We start from the raw sequence: 19,662 nt of genomic DNA, 5'->3' as shown, positions 1-19,662 counted from the left end.
TTTTAACGCTGTTTAAATTGTTGCCGCACGTTGCAATTGCGCAAGTTCGGCACGATTTTTCAGCATGTCGATGGCGGCAGCAATGGCTCGATTAAACGGTGCCGCATCACCTGAAACTCGGGCTAGGACATAGCCGCCCTGTATAACGGCAGCAATCATGTCTGCGGTAGCGATGGGGTCTAAACCTGGATCAAACTCACCGCCTTCTATGCCTGTACTGAGTATCTTGGCCAATTGCACACGTACAAATTCAAATAAGTCAGTTAAAGGCTTGCGTAATTCGGGACTGGCAATCACATCCGGATCTTGAACGAGACGTCCTGCTTGGCAACCGCGCATCGCATCACGTGGTGCATGGAGATAAGCGCTAATCCGTTCAATGGCAGTTCCCTGACTTGCAAATCGCGATTCGGCAACATGCATCAATTCTTCAACATTTCGTTCAATAGCCGCAAGCGCTAGCTCAGGTTTCCCTTTGAAATGATGGTACATACTGCCTTGACCTACACCTGAGCGCTCTTGAATCGCGCTTGGGCTCGTTCCGATATAACCGCGACTCCAGAGCAGTTCTCGTGTACTGGCAATCAGGCGCTCGCGGGAATCACCTTCTTTACTATTTAAATCAGGTTTTGCGGGGTGATCAGATACTGTGGATTTCATCAAAAAATACTCTAGCATACATACTAGTAGGTACAATATCACGAATCAGTCGTATTACAAAAAATCACAAAAACATTCAATTCTGAACCAAGTAGATTAGCTATCAGTTTGATTCAAAGTGATATAGCGCCAAAAATTATTCGTAAGACTAGAGGATTTAAAGGGGCTTTTAAACTCCCCAATCTTTCACCCTTGCTGTGCAAATTTGCACAAGCAAGAGTGCTAGCTTATCTATTAAGCTTTTGATCTTGTGCGATGCATATTGGGCAAGAAAATCGCGAGTAAGCCAATGAAAGGCAAGAACGCACACAGGCGATAGACATATTCAATGCCGTAAAGGTCTGCAAACTTGCCTAATACCGCCGCACTGATCCCACCCATGCCAAAGGCAAAGCCAAAGAATAGTCCTGAGACCAGTCCAACTTTATTGGGCATCAGCTCTTGGGCATAAACAATAATGGCGGGGAAAGCAGAAGCTAGTGTAAATCCGATAATTACACTCAGGATACCTGTCCACATCAAGTCTGCATAAGGCAGCATCATCGTAAAGGGCGCAACGCCAAGAATGGAGACCCAAATAACCTGCTTGCGTCCAATCCGATCCCCAATTGGACCACCCAGAATAGTTCCAGCAGCGACCGCACCTAAGAACACAAACAGATAGATCTGAGCACTCTGGACAGACAAATGAAACTTCTCAATCAAGTAGAAGGTGTAATAACTGGTTAAGCTGCTTAAGTAAAAGTATTTAGAAAATACCAAGAACATTAGAGTAGTCATAGCAATCATGACTGTGCGTTTGGGTAGCGTCGATACAGGGGCAATCGCTTTTGGCTTAGAGGCAAGCACGCGCTGTTTTTCTTTGTACCAATCACCGATTTTCCACAAGATGGCTATGCCTGTAAGTGCAGCAAACGCAAACCAGCCGACACTGCTTTGCCCATGAGGAACGACCAACAGAGCAGCTAACAGTGGACCGACCGCACTACCGACGTTACCACCGACTTGAAAGATTGACTGCGCCAAACCATGCTGACCACCCGAAGCCAGACGTGCAACGCGTGAAGACTCGGGGTGGAAAATCGAAGAACCCGTTCCCATAAAAACCGCCGCAACCAGCAACATGGCAAAGTTCTGGGCAAAGGCCAAGAGCAGAATGCCAGTCATGGTTGAGGTCATCCCGAAAGCCAGAGAATATGGCTTTGGATGTTTATCCGTATAGGCACCCACAATCGGTTGCAGCAGGGATGCGGTAATCTGATAGGTAAAGGTCACCAGACCAATTTGGGCAAAGCTGAGATGAAATGACCCCTTCAAAATTGGATAAATCGCAAGCAACAAGGATTGCAACATATCATTGAGAAAGTGGGTAAAACTGATAGCACCCAGCACGCGAAATCCCGTCTGATTCGCGGTTTGAGGCTGACTCTGTGCGGTGTTCATCATGTTCATAAACATCTCAATAGCTTTAAACAAGGCAGTAATGGATTCGTGACTGAATCATACGCTGCCAGTCTTCGCCATTCTTGAGAGAATATGGCTATATATATCGAGAAAGTGACATGGTTTAATGCAGTAATATAAGGGGATTCTTGGTTATCACTTTAGCGTTCTGCTAGCGATGGCTGGGTTATCGATTTTTGAGGTCTGGGAGTCTGAGTGCAAATAACCCGAGTATGGGGAGAAATGAGCAGAGGGAGTAGACATAAATAATGCCGCAATGATCGGCGAGTTCACCTAAAAGCGCCGCGCTGACACCCCCCATCCCAAATGCAAGTCCATACATGATGCCCAGTACCGCACCTGTTTTATTGGGAACCAATTCTTGTGCAAAAGCAATAATCGTCGGGAATGCACAGGAGATGGTAAAACCGATGATGACACTTAAAATGCCTGTCCAAAAGAGGCTGGCATAAGGCAGCATCAAGGTAAAGGGACCTGCGCCTAAGATCGATAAACAAATGAGGTTTTTGCGGCCAATTTTATCACCGAGAGGTCCACCACAGAGAATGCCAATGGCGACAGCAAATAAAAAGGCAAACAGATAGACCTGCGAGAGTGCAACAGGAATCTGAAATTTGGCTATCAGATAGAAGGTGTAGTAACTGGTAAAACTACTGATATAAAAGAACTTTGAAAAGATCATTAACACTAAAATAAATAATCCGATCTGTACGGAGCGTTTTGGTAATCCGGATACTTTGTTAATTACAGGCGGCTTGGTGGTATGAAAGAGCTGAGTTTCTTTATACCATGAACCGACTTTGAGTAAGAGCGGCAGGATCAGCACCGCTATGAGCCCAAACCATATGAGGCTGGTTTGGCCATGGCTGACAATAATCGCAGCGGCAAATAAGGGGCCTATTGCGGTTCCAATATTACCGCCAACTTGGAAAACAGAGTGAGCCAGACCTTGTCTTTTTCCAGATGCCAACGACGCTGCATGAGCGGCAATAGGATGTAGAATCGATGAACCCATCGCCATCAATACTGCGGCAATAATCAACAGGTCATAGCTATTGGCAACAGATAAGACACAGATACCGATAATCGTAATTGCAAGACCAAATGCCATTGCATATTGTTTTGGGTGCTTATCGGTATAGATGCCGACCATGGGTTGAAGCAGTGAAGTCGTCATTTGGTGAATGAGCGTTAGCCACCCCATTTGTGCGAAGCTCAAATGAAAGGTTCCCTTCAAAACCGGGTAGATTGCCAATAATAGGGATTGAAGAACATCATTAATAAAGTGAGCTGTACAGACTACACCAAGAATTTGAAAGGGAAAGCTTTTGTGCTTATTAGATACGGTAGGTACACCGTCAACAACTTTCATAGAATCTCAATCAGTAGCATCGGATTAATCAGAAATATCCGTTAGACTTAATTTTAGGAATCCATGCCAACAATAAAGATATTACTTTATTTATACATAAAATCGAACTACTGGTTACAAAACTATTGGGTGTCTGGAGTCATCAGTGATCAATGAGCGATATAAATTATTTCATCAAAGCAGTCTGCCGGTTACTGCGATGGCTATGGATTATCCCCATGGCTATATGACTCACCGTCACCATCATCCCCATGCACAGCTTATCCATGCTGTGCGTGGCGTGATGTTGATCGGAACTGATCAGGGACAATGGATTGTGCCACCTACCCGAGGCGTATGGATGCCACCGCATGTCGAGCATTGGGTGCGGATGATCGGTGAAGTGCAGATGCGTACCGCATATATCCGTCCAGATGCTGCACCGGACTTGTTTGGTGCTTGTAAGGTGGTGGGAATATCACCTTTGTTACGCGAGTTATTGTTGAGCGCGATTGAGGTGTCTTTGCCTTATGAGCCAGACTCTCGTGCTGGGCATCTGATGCAGTTATTGCTTGATGAGATTAAAGATGTTCAATCGCTGACACTACAACTGCCTAATCCACATGATACTAGGCTGAAAGTTATAACGACGGCGCTGACCCTGAACCCCGATGATGCGACAACAGTCGAAATCTGGGCGGAACGTTTGCATATCACCCCAAAAACCATCCACCGATTATTTAGCAAAGAAACCGGTATGACATTTGGGCAATGGCGCCAGCAAATTCGTTTGCTTGCTGCACTGGAGCGCTTAGCACAAGGTGAAAAAGTGCTGACGGTGGCTTTGGGACTCGGCTATAGCAGTCAGAGTGCTTTCGCGGCGATGTTTAAGCGGCAATTTGGCATGCCGCCCAGTCAGTTCTTTGATTGATACAGTCCCCAACTATTTATTTTTAAGCTCTGAGGCGGATGTGAATGAGATGGGTCGCCGCCGTTGCCCGGACATAGTCGGTGCGCTGCTGAAAGTAACGTGCATCCTGTTCACTTCCAGATAGGTCTTCCAATACTTCAAAGCCCATTAAGTCTAGAGTCTGGTGCAGGATTTCAGGAATAAACTGCCCGATCAAGGGTTCGCTCATGGAGTCGGTGAAATGAGACAGCGCATAACTCCCCAATCTTTCAAAGCCTTTAAGGCGTTGATAGGGGATTGAGTAATCAAACACCACTTCACTACCCGCAGCAGCATATTCGGCGATGGCTTTGAGGGTATTGAGCGTTGTTTGTGGTTCGAGGTAGTGTGTCGTTCCTAGCCAAGAAAAAAATCCAATCTGATCGCGCTGATACGTACTTCGATTTAAAGCATGCGCAATCGACTCCTGCTCAAAGTTAATTGGTACAAACTCTACATTATTGGGAATATCACCCAGCTTTGCCAATTGGGATTTCTTACCTGCTTGCGTATCAGGGTGATCGACTTCAAAAACCTGTAGTTCGGGGAAGTCATGCCCCTTACGCAGTACAAAAGAATCCAAGCCTGCACCGACGAGAACAAACTGCTTTACACCGTGTTTAATCGCGAGTTCCAGTTGATCCTCGGCAAAACGTGCACGTCCCACGACTTGTCCAATCAGAAGGCCTACAGGGTTTAAGCGACGAGGTAAAGTGAAGCGGTGCAGGAGTGGGTGGCGAATAATTTTTTGCCAGCCCGAGCTTGTGAGCGCTAGCGCATAAGGATCAGAAAATAAGGGCTCTTTGGCATATAAGGTATGGCTGGCGCGCAAAGCGGCGGCGCCATCTGCTGTTCGACTGCGTTGTCCTGCTTTCATCGCGATACACTCTTATCATCATTTGGCTGTTTGTGAATAGGCAATCGATATTTGAAATATCAATTGCTTAATGGCTGCTTTGTTTTACAGGAGGGATTGCGCGTTGTACAGTGCATCTTGCAACAAAAGAAGGTGTCAATTGATGCAATCTGCAAATGGATATCGATGAGAATAGCGTTATGGTTACATCATTCTGCTCAGTCAAGAACCGGGTGCCACCGACCTTTCGTATCGTCAATACTTTTAACCTTGGCAAATATTTATGAATACACGCATTACGACATTACTCAATATTCGCTATCCCATTATTCTGCCTGGAATGAGCTGGATTTCAACTCCCGAGCTTGTCGCTGCTGTGAGCAATGCGGGAGGCTTGGGCATCCTGGCCTTGGGTTCATTGTCAGTTGAAGAAACACGGCAGGCCATACAGCGGGTGCGCGAGTTGACTGATAAGCCTTTTGGGGTGAACTGTGCATTACTGATGCCCGGTGCGACGGATAATGCCAAGGTTGCGGTCGAACTTAAGGTACCAGTGATTAATTTTTCATTAGGGAAAGGTGATTGGCTCATTGAGCGCTGTCATGCCTATGGGGGAAAAGTGATTGCGACCGTGACCACGGCCAAGCATGCATTAGCGGCAGAGGCGCAAGGGGTAGATGCCTTACTCGTGACAGGGCATGAAGCTGCGGCACATGGTGGTGCGGTGAGTACATTGGTACTCATTCCTGCATTAGCCGATCAGATCAAAATTCCGCTGATTGGCTGTGGTGGTTTTGCCGATCATCGAGGTTTACTTGCCGCTTTGGCTTTAGGGGCGGATGCGATTGCTATGGGTTCCCGCTTTGCAACCTGTCAGGAAAGTCCTTTGCATGCGGCGACCAAACAAGCGGTGCTGGAGCGCGATCAGCATGACACGATTTATTCCCCACATTTTGATGGCCTACCAGCGCGCTATATGCAAACGTCGACTGCTGAGCGATTGACGAAAAGTCCGATGCCCTTTGTGATGACGGCATGGCAAGCATGCCGGGCGGCGTTGCAATTGAATATTTCCTTGTGGAAGATCTTTGCAGGTTTAATCATGGAACCCAAGCAGATCCGCTTACTGGCATGCTTTGGTGCTGCGGTACCTCGGTTAAAGGCCGCCACTCAGCAAGGTAATCTTAACCAAGGTATGCAGTTTATTGGGCAGTCACAAGGTCTGATTCATGATATGCCTACGGTAAGTGCTTTGATCGAACGAACTGTATCCGATGCACGGGCAGGGTGGGAAGCCATCGGGCGCCTGAATCTATAATCGCTTTAAAACTTTATTAAACGATTAAAAAAGTTTTTAAATGAGTCGCAATCTGCGGATATAACTGTTGTGGCAATTTGGGAGCCAATTTACGCAGCATGCGTTTAAAGAGCGCACGGACCAGAGCGATCACGCCATCGAGTGTTTTATTCACGATGAAGTTAAATTTCATCAGATTTTTAGGTTCGATCACCAGTGGGATTAGAGCCTCGTCAATGACGCGAATCAACATTTCTATTGCATTGTTAAAATCAGTTGCGCTGTCATCCTCAAGCGCAGCGACGACCTGTTTAATCTCTGCGGCTAAGCTGGGCGTCAAGTTGAATGCCATAAACGCTTGTTTCGAGCCATTGATATCCAATTGATGCATCAATTGATAAAAATGTTTGATCACAGGAGGCAGGCGGTCTTTCGCAATAAACGCTGCAATCCAGCGTAAATAATGGCGAGCTTTGTCTTTAATCTCATCCAGAATACGATGCGCTTCGTTTAAGTCTTTGGAGTCATGGTGACGCTGGATCTCATTAATCAAACCCACAAAGCACGTATCAATCAGATCACAATAGGCTTCGATTAACAGCTCAATCCCTAACAGCTTATCGGCATCAGTAACCCCAGTTCTTGAAGATTGATACAGGATTTCGAGCTCCAAGGGAATTCGGGCTTGGAGTGCGCTAGCAAAAAATGGTGGGGCAATACTCATAGTAGCTCAATAGTCGTTCGTTTGGGGTAGATCGTTGTCGCTTAAGCATCTTATGAGGCTCTGTCATAGATCGCAGTCATTTGCTCATTGCCACTCGGAAATAAGCGCGCCCGCCATGCTTTAGTCAAGGCCGTCGTATCACGATCATTGGGGTGAAACGTGGGTGCGAAATAAGCTTTATAGGCCGGCGTGATGCTGCGAACAATACTGCCTAAACGTTTCAGGGCAATGGCATTCTTACGCACATTAAAGCGGGCATTCTTGTCTTTGAGTGAAATCATGACGGTCATCATCAGGATACGAACAATGAAAATACGGGTAATGATTTTCATCATACGCAGGCGAGTTTCTTCATCATGATAGACGTGCTGGTAGACATCAAAAGCGACAGCCTTATGCTCCGTTTCTTCAAGCGCATGCCAAAACCACATCGGGCGAACAATAGGATCTAGATCATCAAACTCTTCGGGATGAGCCAGCATATGCTCGCCCAGAATTGCAGTTAAATGTTCAAAGCCACAGGTCATGGCCAGAAGGTGCTTTTTCGGAATTTTTTCTTTAGCCTGTTTAATCTGGTTAAAGATCTCTTTCTGATATTTTTGGGTTTTTACACCCAGATTTTTCTGGACATAAGTGTTAAAGGCTTCATGCACATTGCCGTGAATCGCCTCTTGTCCGATAAACGCAGAGACTTCTTTTTGTAAGATTGGATCGGTGATGCGATCGCGGACAGCACGTACGCTATGAACAAACATTCGTTCGCCTTCAGGAAAGGTGAGTGATAGCACAGAGAGATAATGGGTCAAGAAGGGATTCTTGCTAAAGTAGTATTTCTTGAGTCCATCAAAAGAAAATTTTTGATGTCTGACAGTAATATCATGTACGACAGTATTCACGACCAGATCCTCCTTGTGCATCGTTGAGATGCATATGCTTTATCATACCTAAAAACTGACATAATACGTTGTCAGTATGTATCAAAAGCACTTGTCATTTTTGCCAGTCCACGCTTGATGAGCTTGTGATGAAAAACATAAAGCCGAGTCTTAGGCTCGGCTTTATGTTTTCGTACGCATCTCTATGTCGCCCAAGTGAGAGCAGAGAGACTCACTTAGTGCGGCGGCAATGCCTGTGCGCCAGCAGGTTTAGCAGAGATCAACTCTACTTCAAAAATCAACGTTGAATCTGGACCTACTTTTGGACCTGCACCCGCTTCACCATAAGCAATGGATGAAGGGATAAAGAACTTGTACTTCGCGCCCGGTGTCATGAGTTTGAGTCCTTCAGAGAAGCCAGGAATCACACTGCCCACAGGGAATGTGGCTGGTTCATGACGTGCGTATGAGCTGTCGAATTCGGTACCATCGATCAATGAACCACGATAGTTGATGGTGACTTCATCATTCGCGGTCGGGTGGGCTCCAGTCCCTTCTTTTTCAACAAGATATTGCAAACCACTTGCCGTGACTTTCACACCTGGTTTTTTTGCATTGTCAGCGAGGAAAGCCGTACCATCGGTTTTATTTTTTTCCGATTTCTTTTGTTGATCGGCAACTTGTTCTTGTGAAATTTGCTGCATCACTTTGGTAAAGATCGCCTGCTTAGCTGCCTCATCCAGTTTTTGTGGCTTACCGTTAAAGGCATCGTCAATCCCGGCGTTAAGCGCATTCAGATCAATATGGGTTTTGGTTGTGGTCATCTTTTCGCCCAACTGAGTTCCGACGGCATAGCTAAATTTTGCGTTGTCGGTATCCAGCGTCGCTGGCTTCTTGTCATTACAGGCGGTCAGAAATAGGGCAGTGGTGAGTGTGGTTAGAGCAACGATTTTCTTTTGCATTATGGATCTCATAGCATAGTTTAGCGTGGCGCCATCTTAAGTAGACGGTGACGTGCGCAGTAGGAATATTGATTAAAAACGACGTGATCTTGCTGTGTCGTTCGGGGGTGACGCAGCAAGGATACCTAAGCATGGCTTGATGGGTCTGCTACTTGTCGTACAGGCGTAGTCCTTAAGCCCGTACGATTGAACGTGCATGGCGTATAGTCGTGCAGTTCAGCCTGTCGAGTATAGTGATGATTTGTGTCAAATCTAATAAAGGGTTGTTGTAACTGTGCGATTACATGTAAAAAAGCCCCCACGATCAGTGGAGGCTTGAGGGTACTTTCAAATATTTGTGTATTTTAGAATTTATTGGCGGAGAGGGAGGGATTCGAACCCTCGGTAGGGGCGAACCCTACGCCGAATTTCGAGTCCGGTACATTCAACCACTCTGCCACCTCTCCGACGGCGTGCATTCTATTCTGCCAAATGCACAAACACAAGACTATTCCCATACAGGTGATTTGAATAGTCTAAGAAAACAAAGAATAGCGCTGCGGCTTAGATGCCGCTTAAATCAACACCAATACGCTGCGCGACTTCTTCATAAGCTTCAACAACATCGCCTAGACCTTGGCGGAAGCGATCTTTGTCGAGTTTCTTCTTGCTGTCTTTGTCCCACAGGCGGCAACCATCGGGACTGAACTCATCGCCCAATACGATCTGACCATGAAACACGCCAAATTCAAGTTTGAAGTCGACCAGCATCATATTGCCTTGATCAAACAGTGCTTTGAGTACTTCATTAACTTGGTAGGTCAATTCTTTCATCTTAGCAAGCTGTTCTGCAGTCGCCCAACCCAAAGTAATGGCAACCGATTCATTAACAATAGGATCACCCAAAGAGTCATCTTTATAGAACAATTCGAAAGTTGGTGGGGTGAGTTCGCGACCTTCTTCGATGCCGAGGCGACGGCAAAGACTACCCGCTGCATAGTTACGAATCACGCATTCGACCGGAATCATGTCCAAGCGCTTTACCAGAACTTCGTCCGGTGTTAACAGTTTTTCAAAATGGGTCGGAATTCCTGCATCCGCAAGCTTTTGCATAATAAATGCATTGAACAGGTTATTGACGCGGCCTTTGCGTGCTAGTTGTTCAACACGTTTGCCATCAAAGGCTGACGTGTCGTCACGAAACACCAAAATCAAGCGATCAGCGTCAGCTGATTCATAGACGGATTTGGCTTTCCCTGTGTACAGTAGTGCTTGTTTTTGCATGAATCATGATCCAATAGAAGCGGGTTTTAAGAAGTAGTGTAACGGTATTTTAAATCAAAGAAATAAATCGAACATTCATTTTCCGACCAGTTTCAAGTGATCAACTGAGCAGAAGGATTATCCTGCCCAATTTTGAGTGATTTTGTCCAGAAGATCAGTAGCAATTGCTTTGTCAGCTAGAGAGTCATCAGGTTTTTGCAGTGTCACTGTCGTGGTATTACCAATCCGACCTAAACGTAATTGATAGGTGGTATTGTCGATCACAACATCAAAACGATTTGCAGCAGTATTACGGTTCGCAACATTCACATTTGCCACACTCAAGGTACGGTTCATGACGTCCCAGATTTTGGGTGCATCACCCTCAATCTTTAGAATCGGGAAGCCGTTACCATCGACAACCAATACTGGTGCTGAAGGTGCACCGACGCCGAGTTGATCTGGTGGGATGCTACTTGGGTCTAGAGGCTGTGGCTTAGGCAATGCAAAACGATTTCCTTTCGCATTGCTCAGCACCAGCTTCTCTGATGCAGCGTTTTCTGGAATCGCAGGGACAGGATAGAGTGGGGCGATTTGCCTGGTTTGAATGGCCGCAGGAACTTGGATCGGTGGAATGCTATGTGCACTTTTGTAATCCATCGAACCATTGCTGACACTGAGGCGGCTACAACCTGCACAGGCGATGGCAACCATACCTGATACAGCCAGCAGCTTTGCGAAGCGATTCGACTTGTTATTCAAACCTAGACCACGTTGCAGCATAATAGCGTCTCTCATATATATGTGGGATTGATCGTTCCGTCTTGGATCCGATCAAACTGCAATCCTAGCGAGACAAAACGCCAGATTCAAGCAGTGCTGCGTGAACGCGAGGCTGAAATTCATTTGCTAGAACGGTCAATGGTAAACGTAATCCCAGCGGAATTTTACCCATGTCAGTGAGCGCCCATTTCACAGGAATCGGGTTGGATTCACAGAATAAAACTTGATGAAGAATGGCAATTTGGGCATTCAACTGCTCTGCAAGCGCGGCATTACCCGTCAATGCAGCGCTACAAATTTCGTGCATGATGCGTGGCGCAACATTGGCTGTCACAGAAACATTACCCTTTGCGCCCATGCCAATTAAACGCCAAGCTGTTGCATCATCACCAGAAAATACATCAATGCCACCATTGGGAAGTGCTTTCAAACGGGTAATAAGATCTTGCCCGCGCACTAAATCACCCGTGGCGTCTTTGATCGCAAATATGCCATCTACGGTCGCCAAGCGAATCGCCGTATCATTATGCATGTCAACGCCAGTACGACCGGGAACATTGTAAAGCATTTGTGGTAAATCAACGGCTTCAGCGATTGTGCGATAATGCTGATAGAGGCCTTCTTGTGTAGGTTTGTTGTAATAAGGAGTGACGAGGAGGGCGGCATCTGCGCCTAATTTCTTTGCAGTCTGGGTCAGTTCAATCGCTTCACGCGTTGAGTTCGCGCCAGTCCCTGCGATAATCGCGATGCGACCAGCGGCAACTTTAATCACATGTTCAATCACGCTGGCATGTTCGACGACATCAAGTGTTGCCGATTCACCGGTTGTGCCTACTGCGACGATACCATCTGTTCCTTCGGCAATATGCCATTCAACCAAACGTGTCAGTGAGTCAAAGTCGAGTGATCCGTCTTCGTGCATAGGTGTAACAATGGCGACAATTGAGCCTTGAATTCGTGATGTATTACCTTGCGATGACATGTCACCACTCCTGCATTTTGATAATTAAAACGGATTTGTAGCCTCATCGGTTTTATGCGGTGAATAGCAGCCAGATAAAGCTGCAATATCAAACGATATAACGATGATCTATCTTGTTTAGCGAGTGATGTCGTTGATGGCCATCACGACACGATATGACCCGAGGGGTCTATTCGCAATTAGGTACGGGATTATACGCAATTTTTAAAAATAGTTTTTAATTAAAAACGACGGAATAAAACAAAAAAAGCCAGAACATGAGTCTGGCTTTTTTTGATGAATCATTTTTTTGAATTGCTATTAAAATATATTAATTTAACAACAAAACAATAAATTACATAATTTGGAGCGGGAAAAGAGACTCGAACTCTCGACCCCAACCTTGGCAAGGTTGTGCTCTACCAACTGAGCTATTCCCGCGAAGTGTGGCTATTCTAGCGATTAATCAGGCGGTGTCAAGAAAAGTTAACATTTGCTTGCGCTAATGTTTCAAAAAATGATCAGCATAGGGTTGGGGTGCATGGATTTTAAGCAAAATCTCTTCAGTCTTTTAGTTTCATGATTTAAAACATACTGTTTGATTGATGTTCTAAGACATTCCGCGTGTGGTTTGCTTTGCTGTAGAATCGGGGCATTGCAATATAGAAAATACAACGACTCATACTGGTGTCGATTAAAATTTTCAATCCAATGTGGTTTTTCGGAGAGATAGATGTTGTTGCGACCAACAAAATTTTTGCCACCAAAAGAAAAGCACTCGAAGCATCGTACGCTTATGCATATGACCTTGGCGCTGTGTTTAGCGGGTTTAACTGGCTGTTCGAGTACGACACAGTTAGGTGCTACGGGTGTTGATCGTCGTCAGTTTATGCTGGTTTCTAGTGATGAAATCAATGCCGCTTCAAGTCAGCAGTATCAGCAAATCATCGCTGAGGCACGTCAAAAGGGTGTGCTGGATACCAATGCTGCACAGGTCCAACGTCTGCGAAATATCGCTAATCGATTGATAGCCCAGACCCCGCGCTTTCGTCCAGATGTTAAAAATTGGCAATGGGAAGTCCATCTGGTCAATAGTGATCAACTCAATGCGAGTTGTATGCCTGGTGGGAAAATTCTGTTTTATACAGGCATTATTAATCGCTTGAATTTAACGGATGATGAGATTGCAGCGATCATGGGGCACGAAATGTCACATGCACTGCGCGAGCACGGACGGGAGCAAGCTTCACGGGATATGGCCCAAGGCTTAGGCTTGGGTATTCTGGCTGCTGCTGTCGGTTTGTCTGATGGTGCAACACAAGCAGTGGGCATGGCCGCACAAGTGGGGCTAGATTTACCGCATAGTCGTGCGCAAGAAGCGGAAGCGGATACTTTAGGTTTAGAGCTTATGGCACGCGCAGGGTATAATCCTCAAAGTGCATTATCACTGTGGCAAAAGATGGGTGCGGCAAGTACTAGTGCTCCGCCAAAATTCCTAAGCACTCACCCCCCGACAGCAGAGCGCTATGCGCATATTCAGGCCTTGTTACCGCGTGTTATGCCTTTATATCAAGCTACATTAAATCCAGGACGCCGTTATGGTTGATGTCATCGATGCACCCGTGCAGCAATTATTAAAAGAGCGTATGGGCACGCTTACGCCATTGCTCCTTGATGTCGTCAATGAATCACAAGGTCATGGCGGTTATTACCCCGGGAAAGAAAGTCACTTTAAGCTAACCATCGTCAGTCCTATCTTTGATGGGCTACGTGCAGTACAGCGCCATCAAAAGGTCTATGCTGCAGCAGGAGATCTTTTGTCGGTTGGCAAGATTCATGCTTTAGCAATTCATGCCTATGCGCCTGATGAGTGGGAGGGACAGTCTGTAGATAGTCCGAATTGTGCACACAATTAAACAAAGGATTCATAAGTCCTTAAATAATCATGTTATAACACCCATGTTTCACACGGGATGTGATTGAGGTGGTTCAATCATTCACGATGTGAGGAGGACTTTGAAGTGCTGATCAAAATTATTCATATGACAGCCGCATCGCTGACCATATTGTTGTTTCTGATTCAGGCGATGTTGCTACTTAAAAGACGCAGTATCGCCGGTCGTGCGGAGGCCGATGTGGTGACTAATGTCACGGGTCTTGGAAAATTGATCAAGATACTTGGGCATGTGACATGGACGGTTTTGATTATTACGGGGCTGTGGTTGCTTTCACAACTTCCGTCATTTTATCCGCATTGGTTATTGGTCAAAATAGCAGTCTTTGTCTTCGCGATTGTTTTTTCTGTCCTTGCTTTTCGAGCTAAAAGCTCTGTTACGCTGCAGAATGTAGGTTTAGCAGGGGCGGCAATTTGCTATGGTTTGATTATCTATCTCGTGGTGATGAAGCCGTGGGGATATGTGCTCACGAGCGGTATTAATCAACCTATAGTGGGTAGTGCGAGCACTGAAATCCAGTCGACTCATTAAAGTATTCGTTGTTTTGATCTCTTATGTATTTGTAATTTCTCATTTATGCGGTATCAGTCAGGGAGTGTGTGATGCGTCGGGTGATCTTTAATCAAAAAGGTGGGGTCGGTAAGTCGAGTATTACCGTAAATTTAGCTGCGATTGCTGCTGCACGGGGTAAACGTACACTCGTGATTGATCTTGATCCACAGTGCAACTCCAGCCAGTATTTACTGGGTGAGAAGGCAACGCATGGTCAAAATAACCCTGTTTTAGAGCCGAATATTGGTAACTTCTTCGAAGAAATCTTGTCTGCAACACCTAATAAAGGATTGATGGGTGGCCTAGGAAATCTGCTCAAACAGAAAGAAAAAGGTCTTGATGCTTTTATTCATCCATCTAATTTTGAACGGTTATTAGTTATTCCAGCAAGCCCTGAGCTTGGTGCCATGGAGCATGCGCTGCAAAGTAAGCATAAAATTTTTAAGCTACGCGATGCACTCCGAGCGCTCGATGGCCAGTTTGATGAAGTTTTCATCGATACCCCGCCGGCATTTAACTTTTTTACATTGTCAGCACTGATTGCTGTTGAGCGTGTGGTGATCCCTTTTGACTGTGACGTGTTTTCAAGCCGTGCTCTGATGACCTTGCTTGAGAATGTTGCAGAGTCACAGAGTGACCATAATGCGAGCCTTGAAGTAGAGGGTATTGTGGTTAATCAGTACCAAAGTCGTGCGTCATTGCCTCAGCAGGTTGTACAGGAACTAAAAGATCAAGGATTACCAGTGTTTGCGAGCATGTTGCCGAGTTCTGTGATTATGAAAGAGTCTCATCAGAAAAACCAACCGCTTATTCATTTGGTACCCGATCATAAACTGACATTGGCTTTCAATCAGTTATATGATGAAATGGTGACACGGTAGACATTATTGAGAAAGGATGACGGACGATGAGCCAATCTATTAATAAACGCACTCGGGGCGTGATCGCTATAGCGATAGGCTGTGTCGTCATGGCTATAACAGGCTGTGAAACTGGACCTGTTCGGCCGCTTTATGTATCTCCAACTAACTACCAGTCGATGAACTGTAATCAACTGAATGCTGAATATATCCGTGTTGATACTTACTTACGCAATGGTGTCGAGGTGCCAAAGAGCATCTGGTCTGGATTTAATTTTGGCTTAGGTGCATTTGGCGGTGGGCGCTATGGCTGGGGATGGAGCCCAAGTGTGTCCTATAGTGCGGGTCAATCTTCCTCAAGTCCTCGAACTGTCTATGCTCAGCTTTTAGGCCAGAGAGATGCGATTGCTCAGCAAGCAACGTTTAAAGGTTGCCCCATTATATTGCGGGCGCCAACACCCCCTGCTTCTTAGTGCATGACTGATGTGTTATTACGATCACGGATTTTAAATTTTACGGATGTGGTGCATGTCTGAGTTTAGCGAAAAAGTAGGTGGTTTGATTGAGGCGAAGCAATGGAATGCCGCGCTGGATGAAATTCAGATCGCTTTAGATCAAAACGCTTCTTCGGCTGAACACTGGGTCATGCAAAGCCGCGTTTTTTTAGAAATGAAGCGACTTAGCTACGCATTATCATCCGTACAGCATGCACTCAGTTTGTCACCAAATTTTGCTCCGGCCCATTATCAGATGGCGTATGTGCTTCGTGCTCGGGGTCAAGTGGCAGATGCAATCGTCAGCTATGCCCGTGCATTTAATCTCCATCCTGTATTGGGAGATTCTTTGGGCTGGTGCCATGCGATGGTTCTTATTTTTGCTCAGTACCAACTTGCAATGCCGATTGCTGAGTTTTGGAGTCAACAACGACCCGATGAGGCCGGAGCTTGGTTTCTGCTTGGCAGTTGTCGTTTGGCACTACGATTGGATGCTATAGAAGCATTGCTTAAAGCCTGGGCGTTAGAGCCCAGCATATTGGATTTACCGAATAATCTTGGCGGCGCGTATTTGATGAAAGGAGATTTGATTCAGGCTCAGCATTGGCTAAACATAGCCAGTGAACGCCAAGCGGACGATGAAAACACATTATCTAATCTTGCTTTGCTTAATAAGTTGAATAAAAGCAATCTGTTGGCTAAAAAAACAGAGTAAGTTTTTCTTCGAATTTGAAATATTTTTTAATAATATCAAAAAAAGCGCACCTGATCGGTGCGCTTTTTTTTTGCATAAATTTTTCAAGAAAATTTGATCTTTTGAGACCGACTATATGAAATTTAATATAAAAAAGAGATAAAGAAAATTTATTTTCAATACGTTGGTGTTATGTAACATCGGTTTTATTCATTAAATACGTTATTAATCATATTATTAGTTTGATTATCTTGATTTTTAACCGTTGGTCAGATGTCAGAAATGTCATGTTGACTGTAAGTTCGCCTTATGGAATTATGCCAAACTGTGAATTGAGTCTCTTTTTGTCGTCATTTGCCGAAGCTTGAGAAGTTTTACTGTTTGGTTTTTGTATTTTTTTTATAGTTTTTTATTTTTTGGACTGAGCAAGAGTCGAGTTTGAACCGAACCCGATTTTGTTTATCCATTTTTGCCTTAATTTTGCCTTGGTCGCGATCCGACCCTATGACTTTTTTGTGGATTTTTTCTTATGAATAAGATTTATCGTGTTATTTGGAGCAAGGCGCATAATACATGGGTCGCAGTATCCGAAATTACAAAGGCTCAAGGAAAAAATAGCCATTCTTCGGTAAGTAGTGTCAGTCGTATCGAAGGTGGAGAACAAGAACAAAATCACACTTCAGGCGGACTTTTAAAGCGATCGTTGATTGCTATTGCGGTGAGTGTAGTATTCCTGCAGGGGAATTCGGCTTTTGCGGCATATGCTGTAGGTAATGCTAACACTGGTAGTTCGGGTAACATTACGGCAAACGGTACGGGTGCTATTGCAATCGGTAACGGAACCGGCGGAACGACTACTTCCGGTAATACCAATAATGCGGATAGCAATACGATTGCGATTGGTGGCAATGCGACAGCATTTGGTTCCGGATCTGCTCCTGGCGCAAATGGTACATCTGGCTTCAACCAAGCTTTTGGTCAGGACTCTCATGTTGGTGCTAATGGTGCTATTGCGATGGGTTCTGGCGCTCACGCTGGTGCGACAGGGTATGGTAGTGGAGCAAGTATTACTTATATCCCCGCGGCGCAAGGTGCAACGGCGATTGGTAATGATACGTTTGCAAATGGACTGTCTTCAGTTGCGATTGGGGGTGGTAACAATGCGGGGAATAGCAATGCCGGAACTGCAACTAGTCAGAGTTCGGCACAAGGGTTAGCAGATCGTTCAATTGCGGTTGGTCGTAATGCTTACGTTGGTGCAACTGCTACTAATGGTGTAGCAGTTGGAACGGGAACACAAGCTGCGACAGGTGGTTTGGCATTGGGTGGATATTCTGGTGCGGCAGAGACATCTTCAGCTACAACGTTAGGTGCTCAAGCATTAGGTACTGACTCTATTGCTCTGGGTGGTAAGTCCTCGGCTACAGCCGCTGCTACGAACGGTGTGGCGATTGGTATGGGAGCCGCTACTAGTGTTGTTGGTGGTGTGGGACTAGGAACTGGTTCATCTGCTAGTCGAGCCGGCGGCACGATAACTGAGTTGTTCTCTGGTGTTAGTCGAACGACAACTGGTAATGTGGATGTAAGTGCGGGCGGTACTACACTTCGTCAGATTACAGGACTTGCAGGCGGAACCCAGTTAACTGACGCGGTAAACGTGCAACAGCTTTCTACTGTCGCTAGTTCAGTTTCTGCGGTTAGCAGCGGTCTCAGCACAACAACCAGCGCAGTATCCAGTGTTTCTAGCGGTTTAAGCAATGTGTCGACTGGCTTGAGCAATACGACAAGTGCAGTATCTTCAGTATCATCAGGCTTGAGTAATGTCTCAACAGGCTTAAGCAACACGACAAGTGCAGTCTCTAGCGTGTCTTCAGGCTTAAGCAATACAACAAGTGCAGTCTCTTCAGTATCTTCAGGCTTGAGCAACGTTTCAACAGGCTTGAGTAATACCAACAGCTCGGTGTCTGCAATCAGCAGTGGCTTGAGCAACGTTTCAACGGGCTTGAGCAATACCAACAGCTCGGTGTCTGCAATCAGCAGTGGCTTGAGCAATGTTTCAACAGGCTTGAGCAATACAAACAGCTCGGTGTCTGCAATCAGCAGTGGCTTGAGCAATGTCTCAACAGGCTTGAGCAATACCAACAGCTCGGTGTCTGCAATCAGCAGTGGCTTGAGCAATGTCTCAACAGGCTTAAGCAACACGACCAGTGCAGTCTCTAGCGTGTCTTCAGGCTTAAGCAATACAACAAGCGCGGTCTCTAGCGTATCTTCAGGCTTGAGCAACGTTTCAACAGGCTTGAGCAATACCAACAGCTCGGTGTCTGCAATTAGCAGTGGTCTGAGCAATGTCTCAACAGGCTTGAGCAACACGACCAGTGCAGTCTCTAGCGTGTCTTCAGGCTTAAGCAATACAACAAGCGCGGTCTCTAGCGTATCTTCAGGCTTAAGCAACGTTTCAACAGGCTTGAGCAATACCAACAGCTCGGTGTCTGCGATCAGCAGCGGTCTGTCAGATACGACTAGCGCTGTATCTTCAGTATCAAGTGGCTTGAGCAACACCAATAGTTCGGTGTCTGCGATTAGCAGTGGTCTGTCAGATACCACCAGTGCGGTATCTTCAGTCTCTAGTGGCTTAAGCAACACGAACAGTTCAGTGTCTTCAATCAGCAGCGGTCTGTCAGATACCACCAGTGCGGTATCTTCAGTATCAAGTGGCTTAAGTAACACCAATAGTTCAGTCTCTGCGATTAGCAGTGGTCTGTCAGATACGACTAGCGCTGTATCTTCAGTATCAAGTGGCTTAAGTAACACGAACAGCTCGGTGTCTGCGATCAGCAGTGGCCTGTCAGATACAACTAGCGCGGTATCTTCAGTATCAAGTGGCTTAAGCAACACAAACAGCTCGGTGTCTGCGATTAGCAGTGGTCTGTCAGATACAACTAGCGCGGTATCTTCAGTATCAAGTGGCTTAAGCAACACAAAC

The 19,662-nt window shown here is 45.8% G+C and carries 19 protein-coding genes and 2 tRNA genes; 9 read left to right on the top strand and 12 right to left on the bottom strand.

Annotated features, from left to right (window positions below; genetic code table 11):
• Positions 1-12 precede the first annotated feature (12 nt).
• The 3 genes from ACLHG7_RS01790 to ACLHG7_RS01780 form a co-directional block, all read right to left on the bottom strand.
• Positions 13-660: a TetR/AcrR family transcriptional regulator gene (locus ACLHG7_RS01790; protein ID WP_410209370.1), complete on the bottom strand. Its 648-nt coding sequence runs from the start codon at positions 658-660 to the stop codon at positions 13-15.
• A gap of 234 nt (positions 661-894) precedes the next feature.
• Positions 895-2,136: an MFS transporter gene (locus ACLHG7_RS01785; RefSeq protein WP_410209369.1), complete on the bottom strand. Its 1,242-nt coding sequence runs from the start codon at positions 2,134-2,136 to the stop codon at positions 895-897.
• A 154-nt stretch (positions 2,137-2,290) separates the two neighbouring features.
• A complete protein-coding gene (locus ACLHG7_RS01780; protein WP_410209368.1) occupies positions 2,291-3,496 on the bottom strand; it encodes an MFS transporter in 1,206 nt (401 codons plus the stop codon).
• A gap of 145 nt (positions 3,497-3,641) precedes the next feature.
• On the opposite strand from ACLHG7_RS01780, the gene ACLHG7_RS01775 reads away from it, so the two are divergent.
• A complete protein-coding gene (locus ACLHG7_RS01775) occupies positions 3,642-4,406 on the top strand; it encodes an AraC family transcriptional regulator (protein ID WP_410209367.1) in 765 nt (254 codons plus the stop codon).
• A gap of 22 nt (positions 4,407-4,428) precedes the next feature.
• Here ACLHG7_RS01775 and ACLHG7_RS01770 read toward each other — a convergent pair whose 3' ends face one another.
• Positions 4,429-5,301 (bottom strand): class I SAM-dependent methyltransferase, encoded by an 873-nt coding sequence (locus ACLHG7_RS01770; RefSeq protein WP_410209366.1) that lies wholly within the window; start codon positions 5,299-5,301, stop codon positions 4,429-4,431.
• A gap of 262 nt (positions 5,302-5,563) precedes the next feature.
• Between ACLHG7_RS01770 and ACLHG7_RS01765 the strand changes: the two genes are divergently transcribed.
• Entirely contained in the window at positions 5,564-6,598 is a 1,035-nt protein-coding gene (locus ACLHG7_RS01765) for an NAD(P)H-dependent flavin oxidoreductase (protein WP_410209365.1), read from the top strand.
• Between the two features lie 16 nt (positions 6,599-6,614).
• Here the strand turns inward: ACLHG7_RS01765 and ACLHG7_RS01760 are convergent, their stop codons facing one another.
• The 8 genes from ACLHG7_RS01760 to ACLHG7_RS01725 form a co-directional block, all read right to left on the bottom strand.
• Positions 6,615-7,301, bottom strand: a complete 687-nt coding sequence (locus ACLHG7_RS01760; RefSeq protein ID WP_410209364.1) for a hypothetical protein — start codon at positions 7,299-7,301, stop codon at positions 6,615-6,617.
• A 50-nt stretch (positions 7,302-7,351) separates the two neighbouring features.
• The gene (locus ACLHG7_RS01755) at positions 7,352-8,197 is read right to left on the bottom strand and encodes a metal-dependent hydrolase (protein WP_410209363.1); all 846 of its coding nucleotides are present in this window, start codon (positions 8,195-8,197) and stop codon (positions 7,352-7,354) included.
• Between the two features lie 215 nt (positions 8,198-8,412).
• A complete protein-coding gene (locus ACLHG7_RS01750) occupies positions 8,413-9,138 on the bottom strand; it encodes an FKBP-type peptidyl-prolyl cis-trans isomerase (protein ID WP_410209362.1) in 726 nt (241 codons plus the stop codon).
• A 355-nt stretch (positions 9,139-9,493) separates the two neighbouring features.
• Positions 9,494-9,584, bottom strand: a tRNA-Ser gene (locus ACLHG7_RS01745).
• 97 nt (positions 9,585-9,681) lie between these two features.
• Positions 9,682-10,401, bottom strand: a complete 720-nt coding sequence (gene purC, locus ACLHG7_RS01740; protein WP_410209361.1) for a phosphoribosylaminoimidazolesuccinocarboxamide synthase — start codon at positions 10,399-10,401, stop codon at positions 9,682-9,684.
• Positions 10,402-10,518: 117 nt separating this feature from the next.
• Entirely contained in the window at positions 10,519-11,163 is a 645-nt protein-coding gene (locus tag ACLHG7_RS01735) for a lipoprotein-34 precursor (NlpB) (RefSeq protein WP_410209360.1), read from the bottom strand.
• Positions 11,164-11,227: 64 nt separating this feature from the next.
• On the bottom strand, positions 11,228-12,145 hold the full coding sequence (gene dapA / locus ACLHG7_RS01730) for a 4-hydroxy-tetrahydrodipicolinate synthase (protein ID WP_410209359.1): 918 nt from the start codon (positions 12,143-12,145) through the stop codon (positions 11,228-11,230).
• 344 nt (positions 12,146-12,489) lie between these two features.
• Positions 12,490-12,565, bottom strand: a tRNA-Gly gene (locus ACLHG7_RS01725).
• Positions 12,566-12,920: 355 nt separating this feature from the next.
• Between ACLHG7_RS01725 and ACLHG7_RS01720 the strand changes: the two genes are divergently transcribed.
• From ACLHG7_RS01720 to ACLHG7_RS01690, 7 genes are all read left to right on the top strand, one after another.
• Positions 12,921-13,730 (top strand): M48 family metallopeptidase, encoded by an 810-nt coding sequence (locus ACLHG7_RS01720; RefSeq protein ID WP_410209672.1) that lies wholly within the window; start codon positions 12,921-12,923, stop codon positions 13,728-13,730.
• Positions 13,723-14,040, top strand: coding sequence for a BolA family protein (locus ACLHG7_RS01715; protein WP_410209358.1), 318 nt, complete (start codon positions 13,723-13,725; stop codon positions 14,038-14,040). Before ACLHG7_RS01720 ends, ACLHG7_RS01715 begins: the two co-directional genes overlap by 8 nt.
• A gap of 105 nt (positions 14,041-14,145) precedes the next feature.
• The gene (locus ACLHG7_RS01710) at positions 14,146-14,610 is read left to right on the top strand and encodes a SirB2 family protein (RefSeq protein ID WP_410209357.1); all 465 of its coding nucleotides are present in this window, start codon (positions 14,146-14,148) and stop codon (positions 14,608-14,610) included.
• Between the two features lie 68 nt (positions 14,611-14,678).
• Positions 14,679-15,512: a ParA family protein gene (locus tag ACLHG7_RS01705; RefSeq protein WP_114899511.1), complete on the top strand. Its 834-nt coding sequence runs from the start codon at positions 14,679-14,681 to the stop codon at positions 15,510-15,512.
• A 26-nt stretch (positions 15,513-15,538) separates the two neighbouring features.
• The gene (locus tag ACLHG7_RS01700; RefSeq protein ID WP_410209356.1) at positions 15,539-15,964 is read left to right on the top strand and encodes a hypothetical protein; all 426 of its coding nucleotides are present in this window, start codon (positions 15,539-15,541) and stop codon (positions 15,962-15,964) included.
• Positions 15,965-16,019: 55 nt separating this feature from the next.
• Positions 16,020-16,700, top strand: a complete 681-nt coding sequence (locus ACLHG7_RS01695) for a tetratricopeptide repeat protein (protein WP_410209355.1) — start codon at positions 16,020-16,022, stop codon at positions 16,698-16,700.
• Between the two features lie 508 nt (positions 16,701-17,208).
• The coding region (locus ACLHG7_RS01690; protein ID WP_410209354.1) for an ESPR-type extended signal peptide-containing protein at positions 17,209-19,662 on the top strand (2,454 nt) is incomplete at its 3' end.

The organism is Aquirhabdus sp. (assembly GCF_046462495.1).
Taxonomy (GTDB): domain Bacteria; phylum Pseudomonadota; class Gammaproteobacteria; order Pseudomonadales; family Moraxellaceae; genus Aquirhabdus.
The sequence above is the reverse complement of the archived record's forward strand: the minus strand, read 5'-3'. Positions and strand labels throughout refer to the sequence as shown.

What these genes read in the sequence shown, in the direction of transcription:
- ACLHG7_RS01790 (WP_410209370.1), bottom strand. Translation starts at nt 660, where the DNA reads ATGAAATCCACAGTATCTGATCACCCCGCAAAACCTGATTTAAATAGT.
- ACLHG7_RS01780 (WP_410209368.1), bottom strand. Translation starts at nt 3,496, where the DNA reads ATGAAAGTTGTTGACGGTGTACCTACCGTATCTAATAAGCACAAAAGC.
- ACLHG7_RS01770 (WP_410209366.1), bottom strand. Translation starts at nt 5,301, where the DNA reads ATGAAAGCAGGACAACGCAGTCGAACAGCAGATGGCGCCGCCGCTTTG.
- ACLHG7_RS01765 (WP_410209365.1), top strand. Translation starts at nt 5,564, where the DNA reads ATGAATACACGCATTACGACATTACTCAATATTCGCTATCCCATTATT.
- ACLHG7_RS01760 (WP_410209364.1), bottom strand. Translation starts at nt 7,301, where the DNA reads ATGAGTATTGCCCCACCATTTTTTGCTAGCGCACTCCAAGCCCGAATT.
- ACLHG7_RS01750 (WP_410209362.1), bottom strand. Translation starts at nt 9,138, where the DNA reads ATGCAAAAGAAAATCGTTGCTCTAACCACACTCACCACTGCCCTATTT.
- purC (WP_410209361.1), bottom strand. Translation starts at nt 10,401, where the DNA reads ATGCAAAAACAAGCACTACTGTACACAGGGAAAGCCAAATCCGTCTAT.
- ACLHG7_RS01735 (WP_410209360.1), bottom strand. Translation starts at nt 11,163, where the DNA reads ATGCTGCAACGTGGTCTAGGTTTGAATAACAAGTCGAATCGCTTCGCA.
- dapA (WP_410209359.1), bottom strand. Translation starts at nt 12,145, where the DNA reads ATGTCATCGCAAGGTAATACATCACGAATTCAAGGCTCAATTGTCGCC.
- ACLHG7_RS01720 (WP_410209672.1), top strand. Translation starts at nt 12,921, where the DNA reads ATGCATATGACCTTGGCGCTGTGTTTAGCGGGTTTAACTGGCTGTTCG.
- ACLHG7_RS01715 (WP_410209358.1), top strand. Translation starts at nt 13,723, where the DNA reads ATGGTTGATGTCATCGATGCACCCGTGCAGCAATTATTAAAAGAGCGT.
- ACLHG7_RS01700 (WP_410209356.1), top strand. Translation starts at nt 15,539, where the DNA reads ATGAGCCAATCTATTAATAAACGCACTCGGGGCGTGATCGCTATAGCG.
- ACLHG7_RS01695 (WP_410209355.1), top strand. Translation starts at nt 16,020, where the DNA reads ATGTCTGAGTTTAGCGAAAAAGTAGGTGGTTTGATTGAGGCGAAGCAA.